This is a genomic window from Streptomyces sp. NPDC046712, from assembly GCF_040645695.1.
Classification (GTDB): Bacteria; Actinomycetota; Actinomycetes; order Streptomycetales; family Streptomycetaceae; genus Streptomyces.
The window spans coordinates 81764-97476 of sequence record NZ_JBEYYW010000030.1 but is presented as its reverse complement, the minus strand read 5'-3'; the positions used below and the strand labels follow the sequence as shown (position 1 = coordinate 97476).

The window sequence follows — 15713 nt, the reverse complement described above, 5'->3', positions numbered from 1 at the left end:
AGGAAGCTGTCTACGGTGGCCGGCTGGGACACCGTGAGAGCCAGGGTGAAGCCGCGGAATCCGGTGGTGGGTGCCTCGGACGCCCGCAGGTGAATCAGCGACTCCACTCCGAAGGCGGTGTAGAAGCGGCGGGCGGCCTCGGGGTCGGCCACCTCGAGGGTGACGGACGCGAGGGACGTGTTGGATGCGGTGGAAGCGGTGATTGCCATGACCATCACGCTAGAGGCTGCTCGGCGACCGGGGCTTCTCGATTCCTGACCGGTCTTGAGACCTGCTTCGCCACGCACGCAGGCATCCCCCTCCACCTTGATCGCCGACCCCGCATCGCGGGCCGTACCCGCAGCATCGGCATGGCTGGCCGCCGCATCCGCTGTGCACCGCCAACTCCTCGCCCGCTGCCAGCCGTTCGACGGCGGCCGGGCCCTCCCCGCGGTCCGGACTTCGCAACAGCGTGTGTCGATGTCGCACAACGGCGGGATCGTGTTCGTCGGCGAGACGGGCTGCGGCGACGAACAGGCTCTTCGGGTGGCGGAGAGCGTGCCTGGCGTTCAGGCGGCTGCGTTGGACGCCGGCTAGGCGTACCCACCAGGTGCCCCAGTACGGGCCTCCTGTCCGTACTGGGACGCCGCGCCGGCCAGGCTCCAGCCTGCTGAAAGGATGGGTCAGCTGGTGCAGCCGGTGACGGGCTTGGTGCCGTCGAGCTGGTCGGGCTGGTTGCCGGTGACGGACGACGCGGCGGCGGTCGCTGGGCCCCTGTCGTAGACGCCACCGGTGCCGCCGACGCGCCCCGAGAAATTCCTCTGCCCCCTGTACCAGCGGAACGTCCGCTCACCGGCCGTGTCACATGGCGCCTTACTGACCTCTCTGGGCCGCGGATGCCGGTCCTCGCGTCGTGGTTGGCTGGGGGCCTGGTGGAGTGGACAGCAGTTCGGTGGCGCAGGCGGGCCACCGGCATGATCTGCGACTCCCGGCTGCAGCGCAGGCCGGCTTCGAGGACGGGCGAGAGCGTGCCGCCGACCGAGACGACGGCTGCGGGATAGAGGGCGTGGCCGGAGGCGGCCACCCGGTCGGTCAGCCACCGCGCGGCCCGGGCTGCCGCGCGGATGTCCGCGGTGCTGAGGATACGGAGCGCCGCCGTGATCGCCACGCCGGTGGCAGTGGCGTCGTCGGGCGCGCGATGGCTGTGGACGTCAATGCGCCGAGTGTCCGGGGGCGCGTTACGAACGCGAGGGCAGGGGGTTGGCCCGGTAGCGCTCCAGGCGTTCGAGGACTCCGACCGGAGCCACGATCGGCAGGTCGCCCGACCGAGCGCTACCCGTCCCCGGCAGGTGCCGACCACCAGCTCGACGTACTCACCGTGCCGTACCCGGCCGCCGGACCTACGGTGGCACCATGAGCGACCCGGAGAAGAACAAGGCCGCGGCCAAGGCGTTCTACGACCTGATGTTCAACCAGTGCCGCCCCACCGAGGCCATCGACCAGTACGTCGGCGATACCTACATCCAGCACAACCCGCACGTGGGCGACGGCAAGCAGGCGTTCATCGACTACTTCGAGCGCATGGCCGCCGAGTACCCAGGCAAGCGCGTCGAGTACAAGCGCGCCTTCGCCGAGGGTGACCACGTCGTACTGCATTGCCGCCAGGTCTGGCCCGACGAGGAGTATGCCGGCATCGACATCTTCCGCTTCGACGCAGGCGGCAAGATCGTCGAACACTGGGACGTCCTCCAGGTCGTCCCACCCACCTCCAAGAACGACAACACCATGTTCTGAGCGGGGCTCGGGACTCACTGATCTCTTTCAGAGTGGCCACTGATCGGGTGACGGGCCAGCGTCCCGCAACTCACGAGGCTCCCGTGCCGTTGAGAGAGATGCTCGACGTCTCAACTCAACAGCACAGGAGCCTCGTTGGTTCCCCGTCCTGCCGCACTCGACCTGCCTCATGCTCTGGTCGAGTGGGTATCGATGCTCATCGTCACCCGTGAGGGTGACCGACGCTGCAAGCTCCCGCCCCACCAGCGCGCCCTCGTCGGCCTGGTCTACCTGCGTCGGCACGACACGCTCACGCAGATCGCCGCCGGCTTCGGCATATCCGTCGGGACCGCCCACGCCTACGTCACGGCCGTCGTCGATCACCTGTCCCGCCGGGCACCCGGTCTGCTGCGGGTCCTGCGCGAGACGGATCCTGATCACGTCCTGCTCGACGGGACGCTCGCCGAGTACGACCGGGTCGGCGACAGCCGGGCCGACTTCTCCCAGAAGCACCGCCGTCACGGCGTGAACGGGCAAGTCGTAGCCGATCCCACCGGCAAGCTGCTGTGGATCTCACCCGCGCTGCCCGGCCGCACCCACGACCTGACCGCGGCCCGCGCCCACCGCATCATCCGGATCTGCGAACGCCAGGGCGTCCCCGTGCTCGCCGACCGCGCCTACATCGGCGCCGGCCCCTGGGTGACCACGCCCATCAGACGACTTCCCGGCCAGGACCTCACCACGACCCAACAGACAATCAACCGAGCCCTGTCAGCGGCACGAGCACCGGTCGAACGAAGCATCGCGCGACTCAAGTCCTGGCAGATCCTCCGCCGGGCCCGCTGCAGCCCCAACCGGATGACCGTCATCGCCGCAGCCATCCTCTCCCTGGAACGTCAACGCTGACGACGATCATTGCCGTTCCAGGGTGAGGGCGGCTTGGCAATGGCCGTCATCCAGTTGGAAACCGTCTCACGACCAGACAAGTCGACCTTCGGTGAACCGACAGACCGGGGAGCTTCCATCGGCGATCCTCGTCAGCTTCTCCGCCACGGAGTCGAAATATTGGGCCATCGACTCGTACTCGCCCGTAACCGTGATCTCACCCACGAACCAGCTGCCGACGCGCCCGTCCCGCACATCGATGAACTTTCCCCTCCAGCCGTCCTGGTCCGACAGAAACGGGATCCACTCGTTACGCCAGAACGGGTAGTCCGGCTGGTCCGGAGGGTCGAATCCACAGGACGTGGAGCGGTTCGCGTAGAGCCTCTCCATCGCCCGGATACCCAGAAAGAAGCTTCCCTCGTCGGGGAACCCGGCGAAGCCGCAGCATGCCACTTCGTCGTCGACGTCTCCCTCTGGCAGATCCAGATTGTTCTGCAACAGCCACGTCCGCAGGTCCCCATACAGGGAGATCCCCATCCGTTCCTCGGCTGCCGCGAGCATCTGCTCCGTAGCGGGCCCTGGCAGATCTGCGTGATCGGCCGGCGCGTGCTCCCGAAGAAGACTCATCACACGCGACCAACTCTCAGCCACACTCATCGCCTTCTGCCCTCTGCCCTCTGCCCTCTCTACAGGGATGTCTCCGTCCGACTACGCCACTGCGGAGGTTGGGAAGTATCGGCCGGAGAACCTTGCAGGGATGACACTTCGAGCGTGTGTTCCATCCCTCCCCACGATCATCTTCCGCCCCGAAGCGCAGGGTCTGCCCCTCAGCGAAGTGACCGCCCACAACCTTTCACAGACAACCCACTGTGCCCGGCGGGCCCAGCCGAGGAGCTTCCAGGACTCAAGCGAGGGCCGCGGCGTCACCTGGGGTGGCGAAGCTGAAAACGCTCACCGACTCGTGACGGCACGGCGTGGTCCGCTCGATTGCGAGCGATGTGCAGCGGCGCGACCAGGAGGTGAGCCGGCCGTGTGCTTCCGACCCATGGGGCAGAACCACCAAGACCTCCGCAGCCCGTCGCGCTCACGGAAGACGCAACGCCTTCTCAGGCGGCGCGGGAGCGGGAAGTCATCCGACCTGGAGCGGGCGCATCTCGTTCGGCCTGGTCACCGTGCTTATCTAAAGCGTGTTGCAGAAGGTTGTGTTCGAGCAGGTCGGAGTGGGTTTTCGGCGGGTCTGATCACGAGGCGAGCGCGAGGTTGTGCATGTGGGCGACGGCTTGGACTGCATGGTGGAGGCCGGTGCCGCGTTGCCTGCAGTCGCGGAGGATCTTGTAGTGCTTCATGCGGGCGAAGGCATGCTCGACGCGGGCCCTCACCCGCCGGTGCTCGGCGTTGTCCTCTTCCTCGCCGGACAACAGGTCCCGGCCGGGGCGTTTGCGGTGCGGGACGACGAGGCCGGTATTGATGTAGGCGCCGTCGCCCAGCACCGTGACTCCTTCGCAGTGCTGGGCGAGGCCGGAGTTCCGCCAGGCCTGGGCATCGGCCTTGTTGCCCGGGGCCGGCCGTGCCGCGGCAACCACGAGCCTGGTGTCGGCATCGATGATGACCTGCACGTTCGCCGAGAACCGGTAGTTGCGCGAGGACGCTCCGACCGTGCGGTCGCGCACCGGGATCAGGGTGCCGTCCACGATCCACAGCCGCTCGACCGCGTCGGCGGGCCGAGAGGCCGGCTCGATCGCGAGCAGCGGCCGCAGCCGCTGGATGACCCGGCAGACCGTCGCCGGCGAGACGCCGAACAACGGCGCGAGCTGCCGCATGGTGAGGTTGGTGCGGTAGTAGACAGCCACCAGCAGCACCCGGTCCTCCAGCGGCAGGCACCACGGCCGGCCGCCGCCCGGCCCATTCCCGCCCCGTTCCCGGACCACCTTCACCAGCTTCACGAACCGGTCCATCCGCAAGCCCGTGAACGTCTCCACCCACAACGGCTCGACCCTCAACACCCCACGCATACAAGGGAAATGCCCTGATCACGGCCTTCTGCAACACGCTTTAGATCTCGTCTCCGTCTGCGCAGGTCATGAGCCATCGACCGTTTGAGGGACGTGTGGTCAGGCACGTGAATGCAGCGGTCAACCGGAAGAGCCGCACTCTGATGAGAACAGCCAGAGCAAAGGGGCATTAGGGGGTGTGACCGAGATACGCGCCAGAGGGGCAACGGGATGATCTTGAAGCCCTGAGCGCCGGGGCCCTCGCCGTACTTCAGAGGGGCACCCGCGCTGTTCTGCCAGCGGCAGAACACCGGCCGGACCGGGCTCGACGATCACTACAGTCCAGTCTCATGACGAAGATTACGACGCGTACGGTCGAGTACCCGGCCGACGGTTTGACGATGATCGGGCACCTCGCGCTCCCGGCCGGTGTCGACCGCCGGCCCGCGGTGCTGCTCGGACCAGAGGGCATGGGGCTCAGCGACGTCGAGCGCCGCCGGGCCGATGCTCTCGCCGAGCTGGGATATGTAGCGCTGGCCTTCGACCTTCACGGCGGGCGCTATTTGGGTGACCCCGAGGAGATGCTGGCCCGTTGCCTACCGCTGCTCGCCGACCCCGACCGGATGCGAGGTATCGGCCACGCGGCGCTCGACGTGCTGCGCGCCGAGCCCCGGACCGACCCCGACCGGATCGCCGCCGTCGGCTACGGCACCGGAGGCGCCGTCGGGCTGGAACTGGGGCGCGGCGGCGTCAACCTGCGCGCGATCGGGACAGTCAACGCACTGACCACGGGTCGACCGGGCGAGGCAGCGCGCATTCGCTGCCCGGTGTGGGCCGGGGTCGGGTCGGAAGACCCGATCATGCCGCCCGCGCAACGAGACGCGTTTACCGCTGAGATGCAGGCTGCGGGCGTCGACTGGCGCCTCGCGGTCTATGGCGGAGCCTTGCACGCCTTCCACCACCCGCCGGTCGACCACCCCGTGGTCCCCGGCGTCGGCTACCACCCACAGCACGCACAGCGAGCCTGGCGCGACGTCGTCGACCTGCTCACCGAGTGCCTGCCCGTGACGGAGGTTCTGGGGGCATGACCCATGCAAACATGTTGGTGCCAGGCCTCGTCGGCGTCGCGCACTGCACAGCAGACTCGCATTCGGGCAGTGTGCGATCGCGGAGACGTATGCACAACTGTCGCAGTAAATAAAGGATTTACTGCGACGGAGCCCTGGCCGTGATCGTCGCGACCTGCGGCGGACCGTTCCGGCTTCCAGGGAGAGATGTACGCATTTACTGCGGCGTCACTCTGCTGACCACGCGTAAAGCCGCATCAAGATCTACTCATTGCCCCCTTGACGCGTATCTCGGCTGAACCCCACTAGCGCCTGCGGCTATGCAGACGATTGGGATGTGCGGTTCATGACCGCAGGGTCTCTCCTTGCGGATCGAAGCAGACGAGCCCGTGCTCCCGAGCCAAGGCCGCCGCGTATTCAGAGACTTCTTCGGCCCTGCTGTATTGATCAGAAACGGTTTGGGTTCTGGCTCGTTGGGGGGGGTGAGCCATCCGGTGGGGGACGCGCGGCGTCTGTCGCCGTCGGCGCAGGAGGCCCTGCGACTGCGGGCGGTGGCCGCTTGGTGGCGGGGCGGGACCGTGAGGACGTAGCGGCGGTCTTCGGGGTGTCGCTGAAGGCGGTCGACAGCTGGTGGGCGAAGTGGCAGGCCGGCGGCCGGGAGACGCTCGTCATGCAGCCGCGGGGCAAGCCGGTCGGGGTGCACCAGGTACTCGGGGAAGCAGAGCAGGCAGCCGTGCGGCAGGCGGTCCTCGATCACCGGCCCTGCGACGTGGGCCTGAGCGGGCAGTTGTGGACGCGGCGGCTGGTGGGCGAGCTGATCGCGAAGCTGTACCGGGTGCGGCTGACCGAGCCCGGGGTGGGCAAGTACCTGAGGCGGTGGGGGCTGTCCTTCCAGCGTCCGGACAAGCGGGCCGTGGAGCAGGAACCGCAGGCCGTGCGCCGCTGGCACGAGGAGACCTGGCCGGCGATCCGAGCGAAGACGAAGAAGGACGGCGGCGAGGTCCTGTTCGCCGACCAGGTCGGCATCCGCTCCGACCAGGTCACCGGCCGCACCTGGGGCGAGAAGGGCAGGACCCCCGTGGTGCGGCGGACTGGCAACCGGTTCTCGGTGAACGCGATGTCGGCGATCAGCACCAAGGCCGGATGCACTTCATGGTCTTCGCCGAGAGCTTCACCGCCGAGGTGATGTGCCGCTTCCTGGACCGGCTCGCCGTCCACTTCGACCGCAAAGTCCATCTCGTGGTCGACGGGCACTCCGCCCACCGCTCCAAGAAGGTCCGCGACTGGCTCGCTGCCCACCCCGACGACGTCGAGCTGCACTTCCTGCCCCCGTACTCGCCCGAGCTGAACCCTGACGAGCCGGAACGCCGACCTCAAGCACAGCCTGCCCAAGCAGCACCGGGCCCAGAACCAGGCCGAACTCGCCGCCGAGACCCGTCGCTTCTTCCGCAGACGCCAGCGTCAGCCACACATCATCCGCGGCTACCTCGGCGGCCCCCCACGTCCGCTACGTCCTCGACCAGAACCACACAAGTTTCTGATCAAGAAGGAACGTATGTTTGGTGGCACGTATGGCTCCGGCTCCCTGGGCGACAGCGCCGACCGGCTACGGGAGCTGCTCTGCGACAACCAGCAACAAACTCAAGGTGACCCTGGTGGCCGACAAGTCGTACAAGCCCGGCGGCTTCTGGATCAAGACCGCCTACCCCATATCAGGAGACATGCCATGCACGACCCGGAATCCCAGCACGAGTGGCTGGCCTTCGACTTCGGGGTGACGGGACTTTGCGGTTCCTACCACAATGATTGGCCGCTGGACGCCCCGGGGCCGGTTGAGCATGCCCTGGCGTACTGGGGCCCGGACGGCGATCCCACCGGCCTGGTCCTGGTCCTTGAGGATCTCGTACGGCTGAATCGCTCCCCTCTCACCCCTGCGGAACTGGACCTGCTGTGGGAAGCTCCGGGGGACCCGCTCGGTGGCTCTCCCACGTTCGGCGGAGCCCGACGGGCCTGGCTGGACCAACTGCTGGCAGCGCTCGCACCGCTCGCCCAGTCCCGGGGTGCTTCGGAATCGCTGTGGGCCGCCCCGACTGTGTGCATGCCCGACGGAACAGGACCGGCAGCAGTCGGACATCAACGCCTGACTACCGAGGTTCCCGACCTGACGAGTCTGCTGGACGGGGCGCGTGCCGCAAGGGAAGGCGAGTCGTTCGTGGCCACACGCGCGACCATTGAACGGTGTGCAAGGGAGGTCTGCCCGGAGCTGGCCTTCCGGTTCCTGCTGCATGCCCTCGTGCGGTTCGATTGCCCGGTATCCGCTGGGGTCTACAGTCGGCTCGAACGTGTCAGCACGGCCTTCGGGCACGGGCCGTACCTGGTCGAAGCCTACCGCCACCGCGTGGAGTGACACCCGCCCCATTCGCGGCCCTGGAGGGACGCGGCGGTCCGTCCAGGGGCCCTTTCGTATCCGCGCCTTCTGGACCGGTCGCAGTCCACGAGACAGTGTTCACCCCGAATGCGAGAGGGCGTGTGCCACCGCGCACTGAGGCCCAGCCGGGTCTGGCGCCCGAGGCTTCATCGATGACCGGCGGTGATGCCCAGGGACTATCTGCGGCATGGTCGGGATACCGCTCGACGAGGGCCTCGACGTAGGCGAGGACGCGTGTCGACGGCGGTACGACCACGTCTTTCGAGTCCAGGTAGCGGTCGAAGAGCTTGTCGAAGACCGAGCCTGCTTCGTCGTTTTCGCGCGGAGGCGCACCATCCCAAACCACCAGGTCATAGCTCACCGCCGACTGATGAATCCATCAGTCACACAGACGAAGGAGCCCTGACCTCACGTCCCTCACACCCGACAACCGCCTCTAGATAGCGGTACCGATCAAGCTGAAAGCGGCCTCCGAGAGCCACTCCGTCTCGTTCCGACAGATCAACGTCGAGGACGGCAGCCGGATCCGCTACCGGGTCTCATCGCGGTGCATCGGGCTTCAGCCCGATGGTGAAGCGTGAGCTGCATGGCCAGAAGACCTGGGGCAACGTGGGTAGCTCGGTCGAGCAGGGTCTTGGGGGTCGTCGGCGCTATGCGTTGAGCCAGTTGCCCGGGATCAGTTCACGAACACGGTCCAGGTCTTTTGCTGTACGCCCGCGGGCCAGAATGGCCGCGCCGGCGTCGTCACGCAGAAGGACGTCCTGCGCCAGGAACCACCGGGTCTCCTCGCCGATGGGGTACGTCGGGAACGGCAGACGCACGGAGTTCGTCTCCAGCAGCTCGATGCTTTCGTCATCCGGGTCGAGGAAGTCGCAGAGCTCTTCATCAGCCTGGAGGGACTCGGACAGAACGATTTCGACGAAGCAGAGGGAGAGACGATCCAGCCACTCCTCCCATCGCTCGGCGCTCTTGTCGGCAAGATCAAGCCGGATGAACACCGCAGGATCGTCCTCCTCGAGGTTGTCGAGGAGGAGGCCCCAGGACGCGACTCCCTGGTTCTCGTGCCGGAAGACCAGGGCCTCCTTGGCTTCATCCACGTACAGCTCGGCCGGGCTGAGCAGCACATCGTGATTGCTGGTGAGATCTTCCCGACGCCCGAACAGCAGATACGCCTCGCGCAACGCCGCCGGCAGGCGGAGACCCAGTCGCTCCTCGGCAGCGATCAGATCGTCCGCGGTCCACCCGTCACCGTTCTCCACAACGCCGCCGACCCAGTGGGCAGCGAAGTTCTGGATGAAGGTCCATGCCGCACTGCGGTGGCCTTCTACGCCCCTGCGGAGCGACTCAACAAGATCGAACCCCTGTGTCATGCCAGGACGATAGCCGCCCTGCTCGTCAGGCCTCTCCGCGCGGCTCACGGACGCCCGACGACCTATGGTCAGGCTGCTTCAGCGCGTAGTGCGGCACGATGTCGAACATGCGCAGGGTTCCGGTGAGCTCGAACAGACGACGGAGCTCGGTCGGCAGCGGACCCGCGATGGTCAGGCGGTTCTGTTGGAAGTGCGCGCCGATGAGGACGTGGAGGAACGAGGAGTCACCGAAAGTAACACCGGAGACGTCGATCACCGTCCGGCCGGCGGGAGTCTGCGGTACGGCGTGCAAGGCGAGCTGCAGGCATCCGACGGTCTCCAGGTCGAACTCGCCGCTGGCCCGCAGGACGTACTCCCACGAGCTGCTGGTGTGATCGAGGGTGACCTGGGCGGCACCGGTCGGGTCTGAAAACGTCTTGTGATCCGTGGTCGGGGGCGAGGAGTGCCTCCGCCGGTCGTGCAACCACGTAACCATGGCGCCCGCCCTTTCGTGACCCCGAATGATGAGGCGACGCTGCCGCCCCGTGGGCCCCACAGCAGGAGCTGCGTCGCGGCCGGTATGGATCGTGCTGCATGGTGGTGCCCAGGTCCTGATGCTACGCCGACCCGCCCACGCGGAACGATCAACCCAGGTCAGCCCGGGTAGGTCTCGGGATGGGCCTGCGTCTTCAGCGTCCAGAACTCACCCGCACAGCCCGTCGGCAGCGGCGGGAACCGGTGCCCCCTTCACATCGGTGCTCCAATGATGCTCGCTGCCATCGCATTCGTAGATCCCACTGTCTGGCACGATCTCGCCGGGATGCCATGCCGTTGGCTCGTCATGCGTTCACGTCTACGACGTCAGTCGCCGACCCGAGGATCGGGCCGGCCGATCTAATCGCGCCCGCAGGACGGGATCGGAGACCTCAGTGCCGTCGGACTGGTTCGAGCACCAGGTCCCACGACGCCGAAGCACCTGGCCCTCCGGACCTCGTCCGAGAGCGGTGCGAGGGTCGTGGCGCTCACGGTGGCGGCGGCCAGAAGACCTTCAGCCAAGCGCACATGTTCCGGCGAACGTGCGCGAGGCAGCGCCGAGAGTCAACGAGTTCAGGCTGGCGATTCGGCTCCGCTGACGACTGCGGCGGCGGTCAGCGCCACCAGGTTCTGGGTCCAGCAGTCTGACTGTTTGGTGGCGACATCGGCGCCGCAGGCTGCGCAGACGAGATTGGGCCCATCCTGGCCGTCGAGTCCGCAGCAGCCGTTGCGGCGCTCATGGTCCGGGTGCGGAGCCGTTCCCGGTACGTCGTCGGGATGCAGGATGAAGAGACTGGCGTCCTGGCTGATCGCGTAGGCGCCCTGGACCATCCGCGGAGGGGCGATCCGATGGCGGGACCGCTGGTCGGTGTTCCGCGAGGGGCGTGCTTCCTTGAGATCTCCGGTGAGTGGCTTCCGACAGTTCCCGCAGCTGAAGAGGGTCATCGGGACATTGTGCCGGTCAGCGGCGTTCGCCCAGGAGGGTGTCCCTGAGCCGGGTGGGGTCGATCAGACGACAAACCCGCCACCCACTACCGAGCCATGGTCACCCTCGCCTGCCTCCGACTCCGGGTCCCATGACGTTGCCGGTGCCGCCGAGCCGGTGCGGGCCACGGGGACGGACATCGTGGTGAGATCCCTTCTGTCGGGGCCCAGTTGAGTCGCACCGGAATCTCGTCGACGAGGCTGGGACATGTCCGGGACAGGCTGGGACGGGGTTGAACGAAGCGGACCGCCCTACGATCCCTCGCCATGGACACCACACGGAGAACGATCCTGCGCGGAATGGCAGCGGCCCCGGTCGCAGCGGCGGCGGGCGGGCTGGCCCTCCCCGGCGAGGCCGCGGCGGCGGAGCGGTACAGGCTCAAGAAGCGCGCCGCTCCCACGTGGGCGTCGGCCTACAGCTACCGGAGGGCCATCAACGGGCTGAGTTCCTTACTCGGGGGGCCGGTCTCCCTGGGCGAGGTCCTGACGAGGACGCCGGCCCTGAAGGCGGACCGGGTCACCCGGTGGCCGGAGGACCAGGACGACGGGACGAAGCCCCGCCCTGACAAGGAGCCGGAAGAGCTGCTGTACGCGTTCCGCTGGGCGAATGCCGACTTCGTCGACAAGAACTGGCGGCCGCAGGGCATCACCACCAACTACGACGCGAACGGCTCGGCCCCCGTCACGCTGCTGGTGTCCTGGTACGGCAGGCTCGCGGCCGAGAAGCAGGGCGCGCGGATCAGCGTCGTCAGCTGGAACGCCGCAGGCGACCCGACGTACCAGCACGTGCTGCTCGTGGAGCCGTACGGGCTCCGCTACGACGGCGGAGATCAGTACGACTTCCGCGAGTCGGACCTGCACGCGGGCGGCATCGCCTGGTACGGCAACAAGCTCTATGTCGCGGACAGCATGGTGGGGACGACCGGCTTACGGGTGTACGACCTGGACCGGATCTTCAAGGTCACCAAGGGGCCCGGGCTCGGCCGCCAGGCAGACGGTACGTTTCACGCGCACGAGTACGACTACGTCCTGCCCCAGTGCTACGCCTACGACGCCAGCGGCAGCGCGACACAAGAGTTCACGTTCTCGCAGGTCTCGCTGGACCGCACGAGGCGCCGGCCCGCGCTGCTGGTGAGCGAGTACCGGCCGCGCGGGAGCTGCCGGCTGGCGCGATGGGAACTCGGGAGCCAGAGCAGTGGCTACCTGAGCAGCGCGCGATCCTCCTGGCAAGCCGCCGCGAACGGAGAAGTCCGTGTGCAGGGCGCGGTCAGGGCGGCCGACGGAAGGTACTACTTCGCATCGAGCCACGGTACGAAGAAGCCGGGCCAACTGAGGTCGTGGCGGGAGGGGGCGGCCACGGGAAGGCGCGAGTCGTACCTCAACATCGGCTGTGAAGACCTCAGCTACAGCCGGATCAATGGCCGGGCGGCGCTGTGGACTCTTGGCGAATACGCGAACGATCACGAAAGCGACGACCCGAGCGACCTCGACCGCAGGGCGCCGTTCAGCCGCTATGTGTACGCCGTCAGGCCGTAGGCGATGCCGGCTCGTCCTGTCGCCCAGCCGAAGCCGCCGGTCTCAGGCTCGACAAGGGAACAGAAGTAGTCGGGACCTGACCCTCGAGGAGAGCGCACGCGAGTGGCGGACGAGTCCCGTGAGAGACGCCCCCTCCTTCGTCGGGGAGGAGGAGGCGCCGATCTTCGTCTTCCCGGGATCGGCGCATGCATTCCTGGCCGAGAGGCGGAAGACATGCTGGGGCGTCACAACAGACCGCCCCAACATTCATGGCGCCAGGGGAAATCAGGCGAGCGGATTGGCGCTTGAGTTCGGCCCCACGATGCAGTCGTTGAAGGTGCCGTCGTTGCATACGTACAGGGCGATGTACTTGATGTTGTAACCGTCGGACAGCGTGAGGTCGTTGTGGTTCGTGCCGGAGCCGCTGCACCCGTTGTAGTCGTACCGGTGGGTGCTCGTGTACCAGACCCCACCGTTCGACCGGGTCACCCTGAGCTGGGCGTAGACCGGGTTGCTGTTGCAGTTGTCGTCCTCGACGTGGAGGTCGATGTTGGTCAGCCTGCCGGGCCCCGACCACGTCCACGTGGCGCTGGCGTGACCCGCCCACATGTAGTTGCTGGCACTGCCGGTCGCGGCCCAGGCGCTGCTCGGAAGGGCGAGCGTCAGTCCGATGGCAGCGGGAACGGCGAGCAGGGCTCTGCGAAGTCTGCGCATGTCTCCCCTTGGTCCGTTGGACTCCGTGACTACGTGTCAGGAGTCGCGAGGAGCGCAAGGCTGTCAGATGACGCCTTGATCTGTACATGCCTAAATTGCTTGTATCGCCCTTCCTTCGGGGAGGGAGGGCGGAGCCGTGGTGGGATGCCCTGCGGACGGGCATGATCGGCCGGCGCGGTGACCTCGGCGGCATCTGGCCCGAAGGACCATTGATGGAACAGCTCCTGCTGGTCGACCCGCGGACTTCGTCGGCCGTAATTCGGTTGACCGGTGTGGCGACGACGCCTGAGGCTTCGCCCGTGACAGATATCTACGGATTGTGTGAACCGCGGTTCGCGGCGGTTCGTGAGGCCCTTGCAGCCTTGCTCGGCAAGGACGACGTGGGCGCCTCGGCGGCCGTCTACATCGACGGCGAGCCGGTGGTCGATATCTGGGGCGGGTACGCCGATGCGGACCGTTCCGTCGGCTGGGAGCGCGACACCCTCACCGCCGTGAACTCGACGACCAAGAACATGACCGCTCTGTGCGCGCTGATCTTGGCCGACCGGGGCGAGCTCGACCTGTCCGCGCCGGTCGCCGCCTACTGGCCCGAGTTCGCCACGGCCGGCAAGGAGAGCGTGCTGGTACGGCACGTGCTGTCGCACACCGCAGGGCTGCCGGACCTGTCCGGGCTGACGGCGGTCGAGCAGCTCTACGACTGGGAGAGCGTGACGTCAGGGCTGGCCGCGCAGGCGCCCGAATGGGAACCCGGAACGGCCGCCGGCTATCACGCGCTCACCTTCGGGTTCCTTGTCGGTGAGATCGTCCGCCGCATCACCGGCCGCAGCCTCGGCGAGTTCTTCGCCGAGGAAGTGGCCGAACCGCTGGGCGCGGACTTCCACATCGGGCTCTCTGCCGAGCATGACCACCGCGTCGCACCGCTCATCCCGCCGCCGTCACTGACCGACGAGTACGCCGCCAGCGCACCGCCCGGACCGGATGGCGCATCCCGGGAGAACACCGGTGCCGCGATCCGGGTCAAGGACGTCAACTCCGTGGCCTGGCGCCGTGCGCAGATCCCCGCGGTGAACGGCTTCGGCAACGCTCGATCGGTCGCCCTCGTCCAGTCGGTACTGGCGAACCGGGGCTCGGCCGGCGGCGTGCGGCTGCTGTCCCCCCAGGGTTGCGAGCCCGCGTGGCAGGAGGTGTTCCGGGGCGAGGATCGCGTCCTGCGGACGCCGATGTCATGGACGGTGGGCTTCGGTAAGTTCGGCAACACCTTCGGCTGGGGCGGCTGGGGCGGCTCGCTGGTCGCGAGCGATCCCGACTCACGTATGACGGTGGCCTATGTCATGAACCAGATGATCGACCGGGACCAGCAGGAGGACAACCGCGGCATGGAGATCGTGATGGCCGCCTACAGCGGACTGCTCTGACGGCGGCGGCAGGCAGTCGGAGCCCGCACGGGCTGCCCGCTCCCGCTCCCAGTTCCCCGAGCGAGCAGGATCTGCTGCCGTCCGCGGTTCGTCCGTGCGCCGGTCGGGGAGCGCTGCGGCCGGACGGGGGTGGCCCTGGGCCGCCGGGCAGGGGCACCCGCCCGGCGGCCGAGGGGAGTTCAGCCCGCCGACGGTGTGTAGTGGGCGGCGTCGTCGCCCTCGATGACGTAGCTGAGTATGCCGTCGACACCGGCCGGGACATCCCCCGCGACGGTCACCCGGTGCAGCAGTCGGGGCAGGTCGCCGTAGTCGTCGGGGGCGTAGTGCTGGGTGATGCGGTTGTCGAACAGGACGAGGTCGCCCGGCTGCCAAGCCACGCGCACGATGTTCTCGGGGCGGGTGACGTACGACTGGAAGATGCGCAGCAGGTCGCGGGATTCGGCGGGGGCGAGGCCGATGATGCTCTGGGCGAAGCCGCCGATGAACAGCCCGCGCTCCCCCGTCTCGGGGTGGACTCGGACGACCGGGTGGGCGGTGCGGTACTTCCTGGAGACGAACTGCTTGCGGTGCTCGGCGGCTTTCTCGCTCCTCGGGGCGGCGTAGTCGTAATCGTTGGTGTGCACCGCCCACAGCTTGTCGGCCAGCTCGCGCAGCGGCTCGGGCAGATCCCGGTAGGCGGCGCCCGCGTTGGCGATGAGGGTGTTGCCGCCGTAGGGCGGGACCACGATGCTGCGCAGCGTGGACGCCTTCGGGGGCGTACGGACGAAGGTGACGTCCGTGTGCCAGTGGTTGGCGCGGATGCCCTCGTCGCCGTCGACGGGCAGGATCTGGGGCCGGCCGTCGACGGAGGGGACGGTGGGGTGCGCGGTGGTGAGCTCGCCGAAGAGGGAGGCGAAGCGGAGCTGGCCTGCGTCGTCGAGCTGCTGGTCGCGGAAGACGAGCGCCTTGTGTTCCAGGAGCGCGGAGTTGATCTCGGTGACGACGGCGGGGTCGAGTTCGGCGCCGAGGTCCACGCCGAGGATCTCCGCGCCGATACGGCCGCCGATCCTGCGGATGTCGAAGCCTGTGCTGGTGGTCAT

The 15713-nt window shown here is 67.7% G+C and carries 13 protein-coding genes and 3 pseudogenes; 8 read left to right on the top strand and 8 right to left on the bottom strand.

What is annotated here, in order from left to right; translation table 11 throughout:
* Nucleotides 1-215, bottom strand: a pseudogene (locus ABZ939_RS30875) (glyoxalase); the annotation flags it as partial.
* Between the two features lie 1177 nt (nt 216-1392).
* Here ABZ939_RS30875 and ABZ939_RS30870 point away from each other — a divergent pair.
* Both ABZ939_RS30870 and ABZ939_RS30865 read left to right on the top strand, forming a co-directional pair.
* Nucleotides 1393-1773 carry a nuclear transport factor 2 family protein gene (locus ABZ939_RS30870; RefSeq protein ID WP_361862380.1) on the top strand — a complete coding sequence of 127 codons (381 nt, stop codon included), beginning with the start codon at nt 1393-1395 and terminating at the stop codon, nt 1771-1773.
* A 135-nt stretch (nt 1774-1908) separates the two neighbouring features.
* On the top strand, nt 1909-2658 hold the full coding sequence (locus ABZ939_RS30865; protein WP_361862377.1) for a transposase family protein: 750 nt from the start codon (nt 1909-1911) through the stop codon (nt 2656-2658).
* Nucleotides 2659-2724: 66 nt separating this feature from the next.
* Here the strand turns inward: ABZ939_RS30865 and ABZ939_RS30860 are convergent, their stop codons facing one another.
* Both ABZ939_RS30860 and ABZ939_RS30855 read right to left on the bottom strand, forming a co-directional pair.
* Nucleotides 2725-3264, bottom strand: a complete 540-nt coding sequence (locus ABZ939_RS30860; RefSeq protein ID WP_361862396.1) for an SMI1/KNR4 family protein — start codon at nt 3262-3264, stop codon at nt 2725-2727.
* A 614-nt stretch (nt 3265-3878) separates the two neighbouring features.
* Nucleotides 3879-4649, bottom strand: coding sequence for a transposase family protein (locus ABZ939_RS30855; protein WP_361862375.1), 771 nt, complete (start codon nt 4647-4649; stop codon nt 3879-3881).
* A 329-nt stretch (nt 4650-4978) separates the two neighbouring features.
* Between ABZ939_RS30855 and ABZ939_RS30850 the strand changes: the two genes are divergently transcribed.
* The 4 genes and pseudogenes from ABZ939_RS30850 to ABZ939_RS30835 all read left to right on the top strand — a co-directional run.
* On the top strand, nt 4979-5716 hold the full coding sequence (locus ABZ939_RS30850; RefSeq protein WP_361862372.1) for a dienelactone hydrolase family protein: 738 nt from the start codon (nt 4979-4981) through the stop codon (nt 5714-5716).
* Nucleotides 5717-6237: 521 nt separating this feature from the next.
* Nucleotides 6238-7236 (top strand): annotated as a pseudogene (locus ABZ939_RS30845) (IS630 family transposase).
* 185 nt (nt 7237-7421) lie between these two features.
* Nucleotides 7422-8102 carry a hypothetical protein gene (locus ABZ939_RS30840; RefSeq protein ID WP_361862369.1) on the top strand — a complete coding sequence of 227 codons (681 nt, stop codon included), beginning with the start codon at nt 7422-7424 and terminating at the stop codon, nt 8100-8102.
* A 461-nt stretch (nt 8103-8563) separates the two neighbouring features.
* Nucleotides 8564-8659, top strand: a pseudogene (locus tag ABZ939_RS30835) (Ku protein); the annotation flags it as partial.
* A 114-nt stretch (nt 8660-8773) separates the two neighbouring features.
* Here the strand turns inward: ABZ939_RS30835 and ABZ939_RS30830 are convergent.
* From ABZ939_RS30830 to ABZ939_RS30820, 3 genes are all read right to left on the bottom strand, one after another.
* Nucleotides 8774-9493: an SMI1/KNR4 family protein gene (locus ABZ939_RS30830; protein WP_361862366.1), complete on the bottom strand. Its 720-nt coding sequence runs from the start codon at nt 9491-9493 to the stop codon at nt 8774-8776.
* 25 nt (nt 9494-9518) lie between these two features.
* The gene (locus tag ABZ939_RS30825; RefSeq protein ID WP_361862363.1) at nt 9519-9968 is read right to left on the bottom strand and encodes an STAS domain-containing protein; all 450 of its coding nucleotides are present in this window, start codon (nt 9966-9968) and stop codon (nt 9519-9521) included.
* Nucleotides 9969-10579: 611 nt separating this feature from the next.
* Nucleotides 10580-10951, bottom strand: a complete 372-nt coding sequence (locus ABZ939_RS30820; protein WP_361862360.1) for a hypothetical protein — start codon at nt 10949-10951, stop codon at nt 10580-10582.
* A 306-nt stretch (nt 10952-11257) separates the two neighbouring features.
* Between ABZ939_RS30820 and ABZ939_RS30815 the strand changes: the two genes are divergently transcribed.
* Nucleotides 11258-12526, top strand: a complete 1269-nt coding sequence (locus ABZ939_RS30815; RefSeq protein ID WP_361862357.1) for a hypothetical protein — start codon at nt 11258-11260, stop codon at nt 12524-12526.
* Between the two features lie 264 nt (nt 12527-12790).
* Here the strand turns inward: ABZ939_RS30815 and ABZ939_RS30810 are convergent, their stop codons facing one another.
* Nucleotides 12791-13219: a hypothetical protein gene (locus ABZ939_RS30810; protein ID WP_361862354.1), complete on the bottom strand. Its 429-nt coding sequence runs from the start codon at nt 13217-13219 to the stop codon at nt 12791-12793.
* 362 nt (nt 13220-13581) lie between these two features.
* Between ABZ939_RS30810 and ABZ939_RS30805 the strand changes: the two genes are divergently transcribed.
* Nucleotides 13582-14634 carry a serine hydrolase domain-containing protein gene (locus ABZ939_RS30805; protein WP_361862393.1) on the top strand — a complete coding sequence of 351 codons (1053 nt, stop codon included), beginning with the start codon at nt 13582-13584 and terminating at the stop codon, nt 14632-14634.
* A gap of 179 nt (nt 14635-14813) precedes the next feature.
* On the opposite strand, the gene ABZ939_RS30800 is transcribed toward ABZ939_RS30805, so the two are convergent.
* Nucleotides 14814-15713: a TauD/TfdA family dioxygenase gene (locus tag ABZ939_RS30800; protein ID WP_361862351.1), complete on the bottom strand. Its 900-nt coding sequence runs from the start codon at nt 15711-15713 to the stop codon at nt 14814-14816.

What these genes read in the sequence shown, in the direction of transcription:
- ABZ939_RS30815 (WP_361862357.1), top strand. Translation starts at nt 11,258, where the DNA reads ATGGACACCACACGGAGAACGATCCTGCGCGGAATGGCAGCGGCCCCG.
- ABZ939_RS30850 (WP_361862372.1), top strand. Translation starts at nt 4,979, where the DNA reads ATGACGAAGATTACGACGCGTACGGTCGAGTACCCGGCCGACGGTTTG.
- ABZ939_RS30830 (WP_361862366.1), bottom strand. Translation starts at nt 9,493, where the DNA reads ATGACACAGGGGTTCGATCTTGTTGAGTCGCTCCGCAGGGGCGTAGAA.
- ABZ939_RS30820 (WP_361862360.1), bottom strand. Translation starts at nt 10,951, where the DNA reads ATGACCCTCTTCAGCTGCGGGAACTGTCGGAAGCCACTCACCGGAGAT.
- ABZ939_RS30860 (WP_361862396.1), bottom strand. Translation starts at nt 3,264, where the DNA reads ATGAGTCTTCTTCGGGAGCACGCGCCGGCCGATCACGCAGATCTGCCA.
- ABZ939_RS30800 (WP_361862351.1), bottom strand. Translation starts at nt 15,713, where the DNA reads ATGACCACCAGCACAGGCTTCGACATCCGCAGGATCGGCGGCCGTATC.
- ABZ939_RS30825 (WP_361862363.1), bottom strand. Translation starts at nt 9,968, where the DNA reads ATGGTTACGTGGTTGCACGACCGGCGGAGGCACTCCTCGCCCCCGACC.
- ABZ939_RS30855 (WP_361862375.1), bottom strand. Translation starts at nt 4,649, where the DNA reads ATGCGTGGGGTGTTGAGGGTCGAGCCGTTGTGGGTGGAGACGTTCACG.
- ABZ939_RS30840 (WP_361862369.1), top strand. Translation starts at nt 7,422, where the DNA reads ATGCACGACCCGGAATCCCAGCACGAGTGGCTGGCCTTCGACTTCGGG.
- ABZ939_RS30870 (WP_361862380.1), top strand. Translation starts at nt 1,393, where the DNA reads ATGAGCGACCCGGAGAAGAACAAGGCCGCGGCCAAGGCGTTCTACGAC.
- ABZ939_RS30810 (WP_361862354.1), bottom strand. Translation starts at nt 13,219, where the DNA reads ATGCGCAGACTTCGCAGAGCCCTGCTCGCCGTTCCCGCTGCCATCGGA.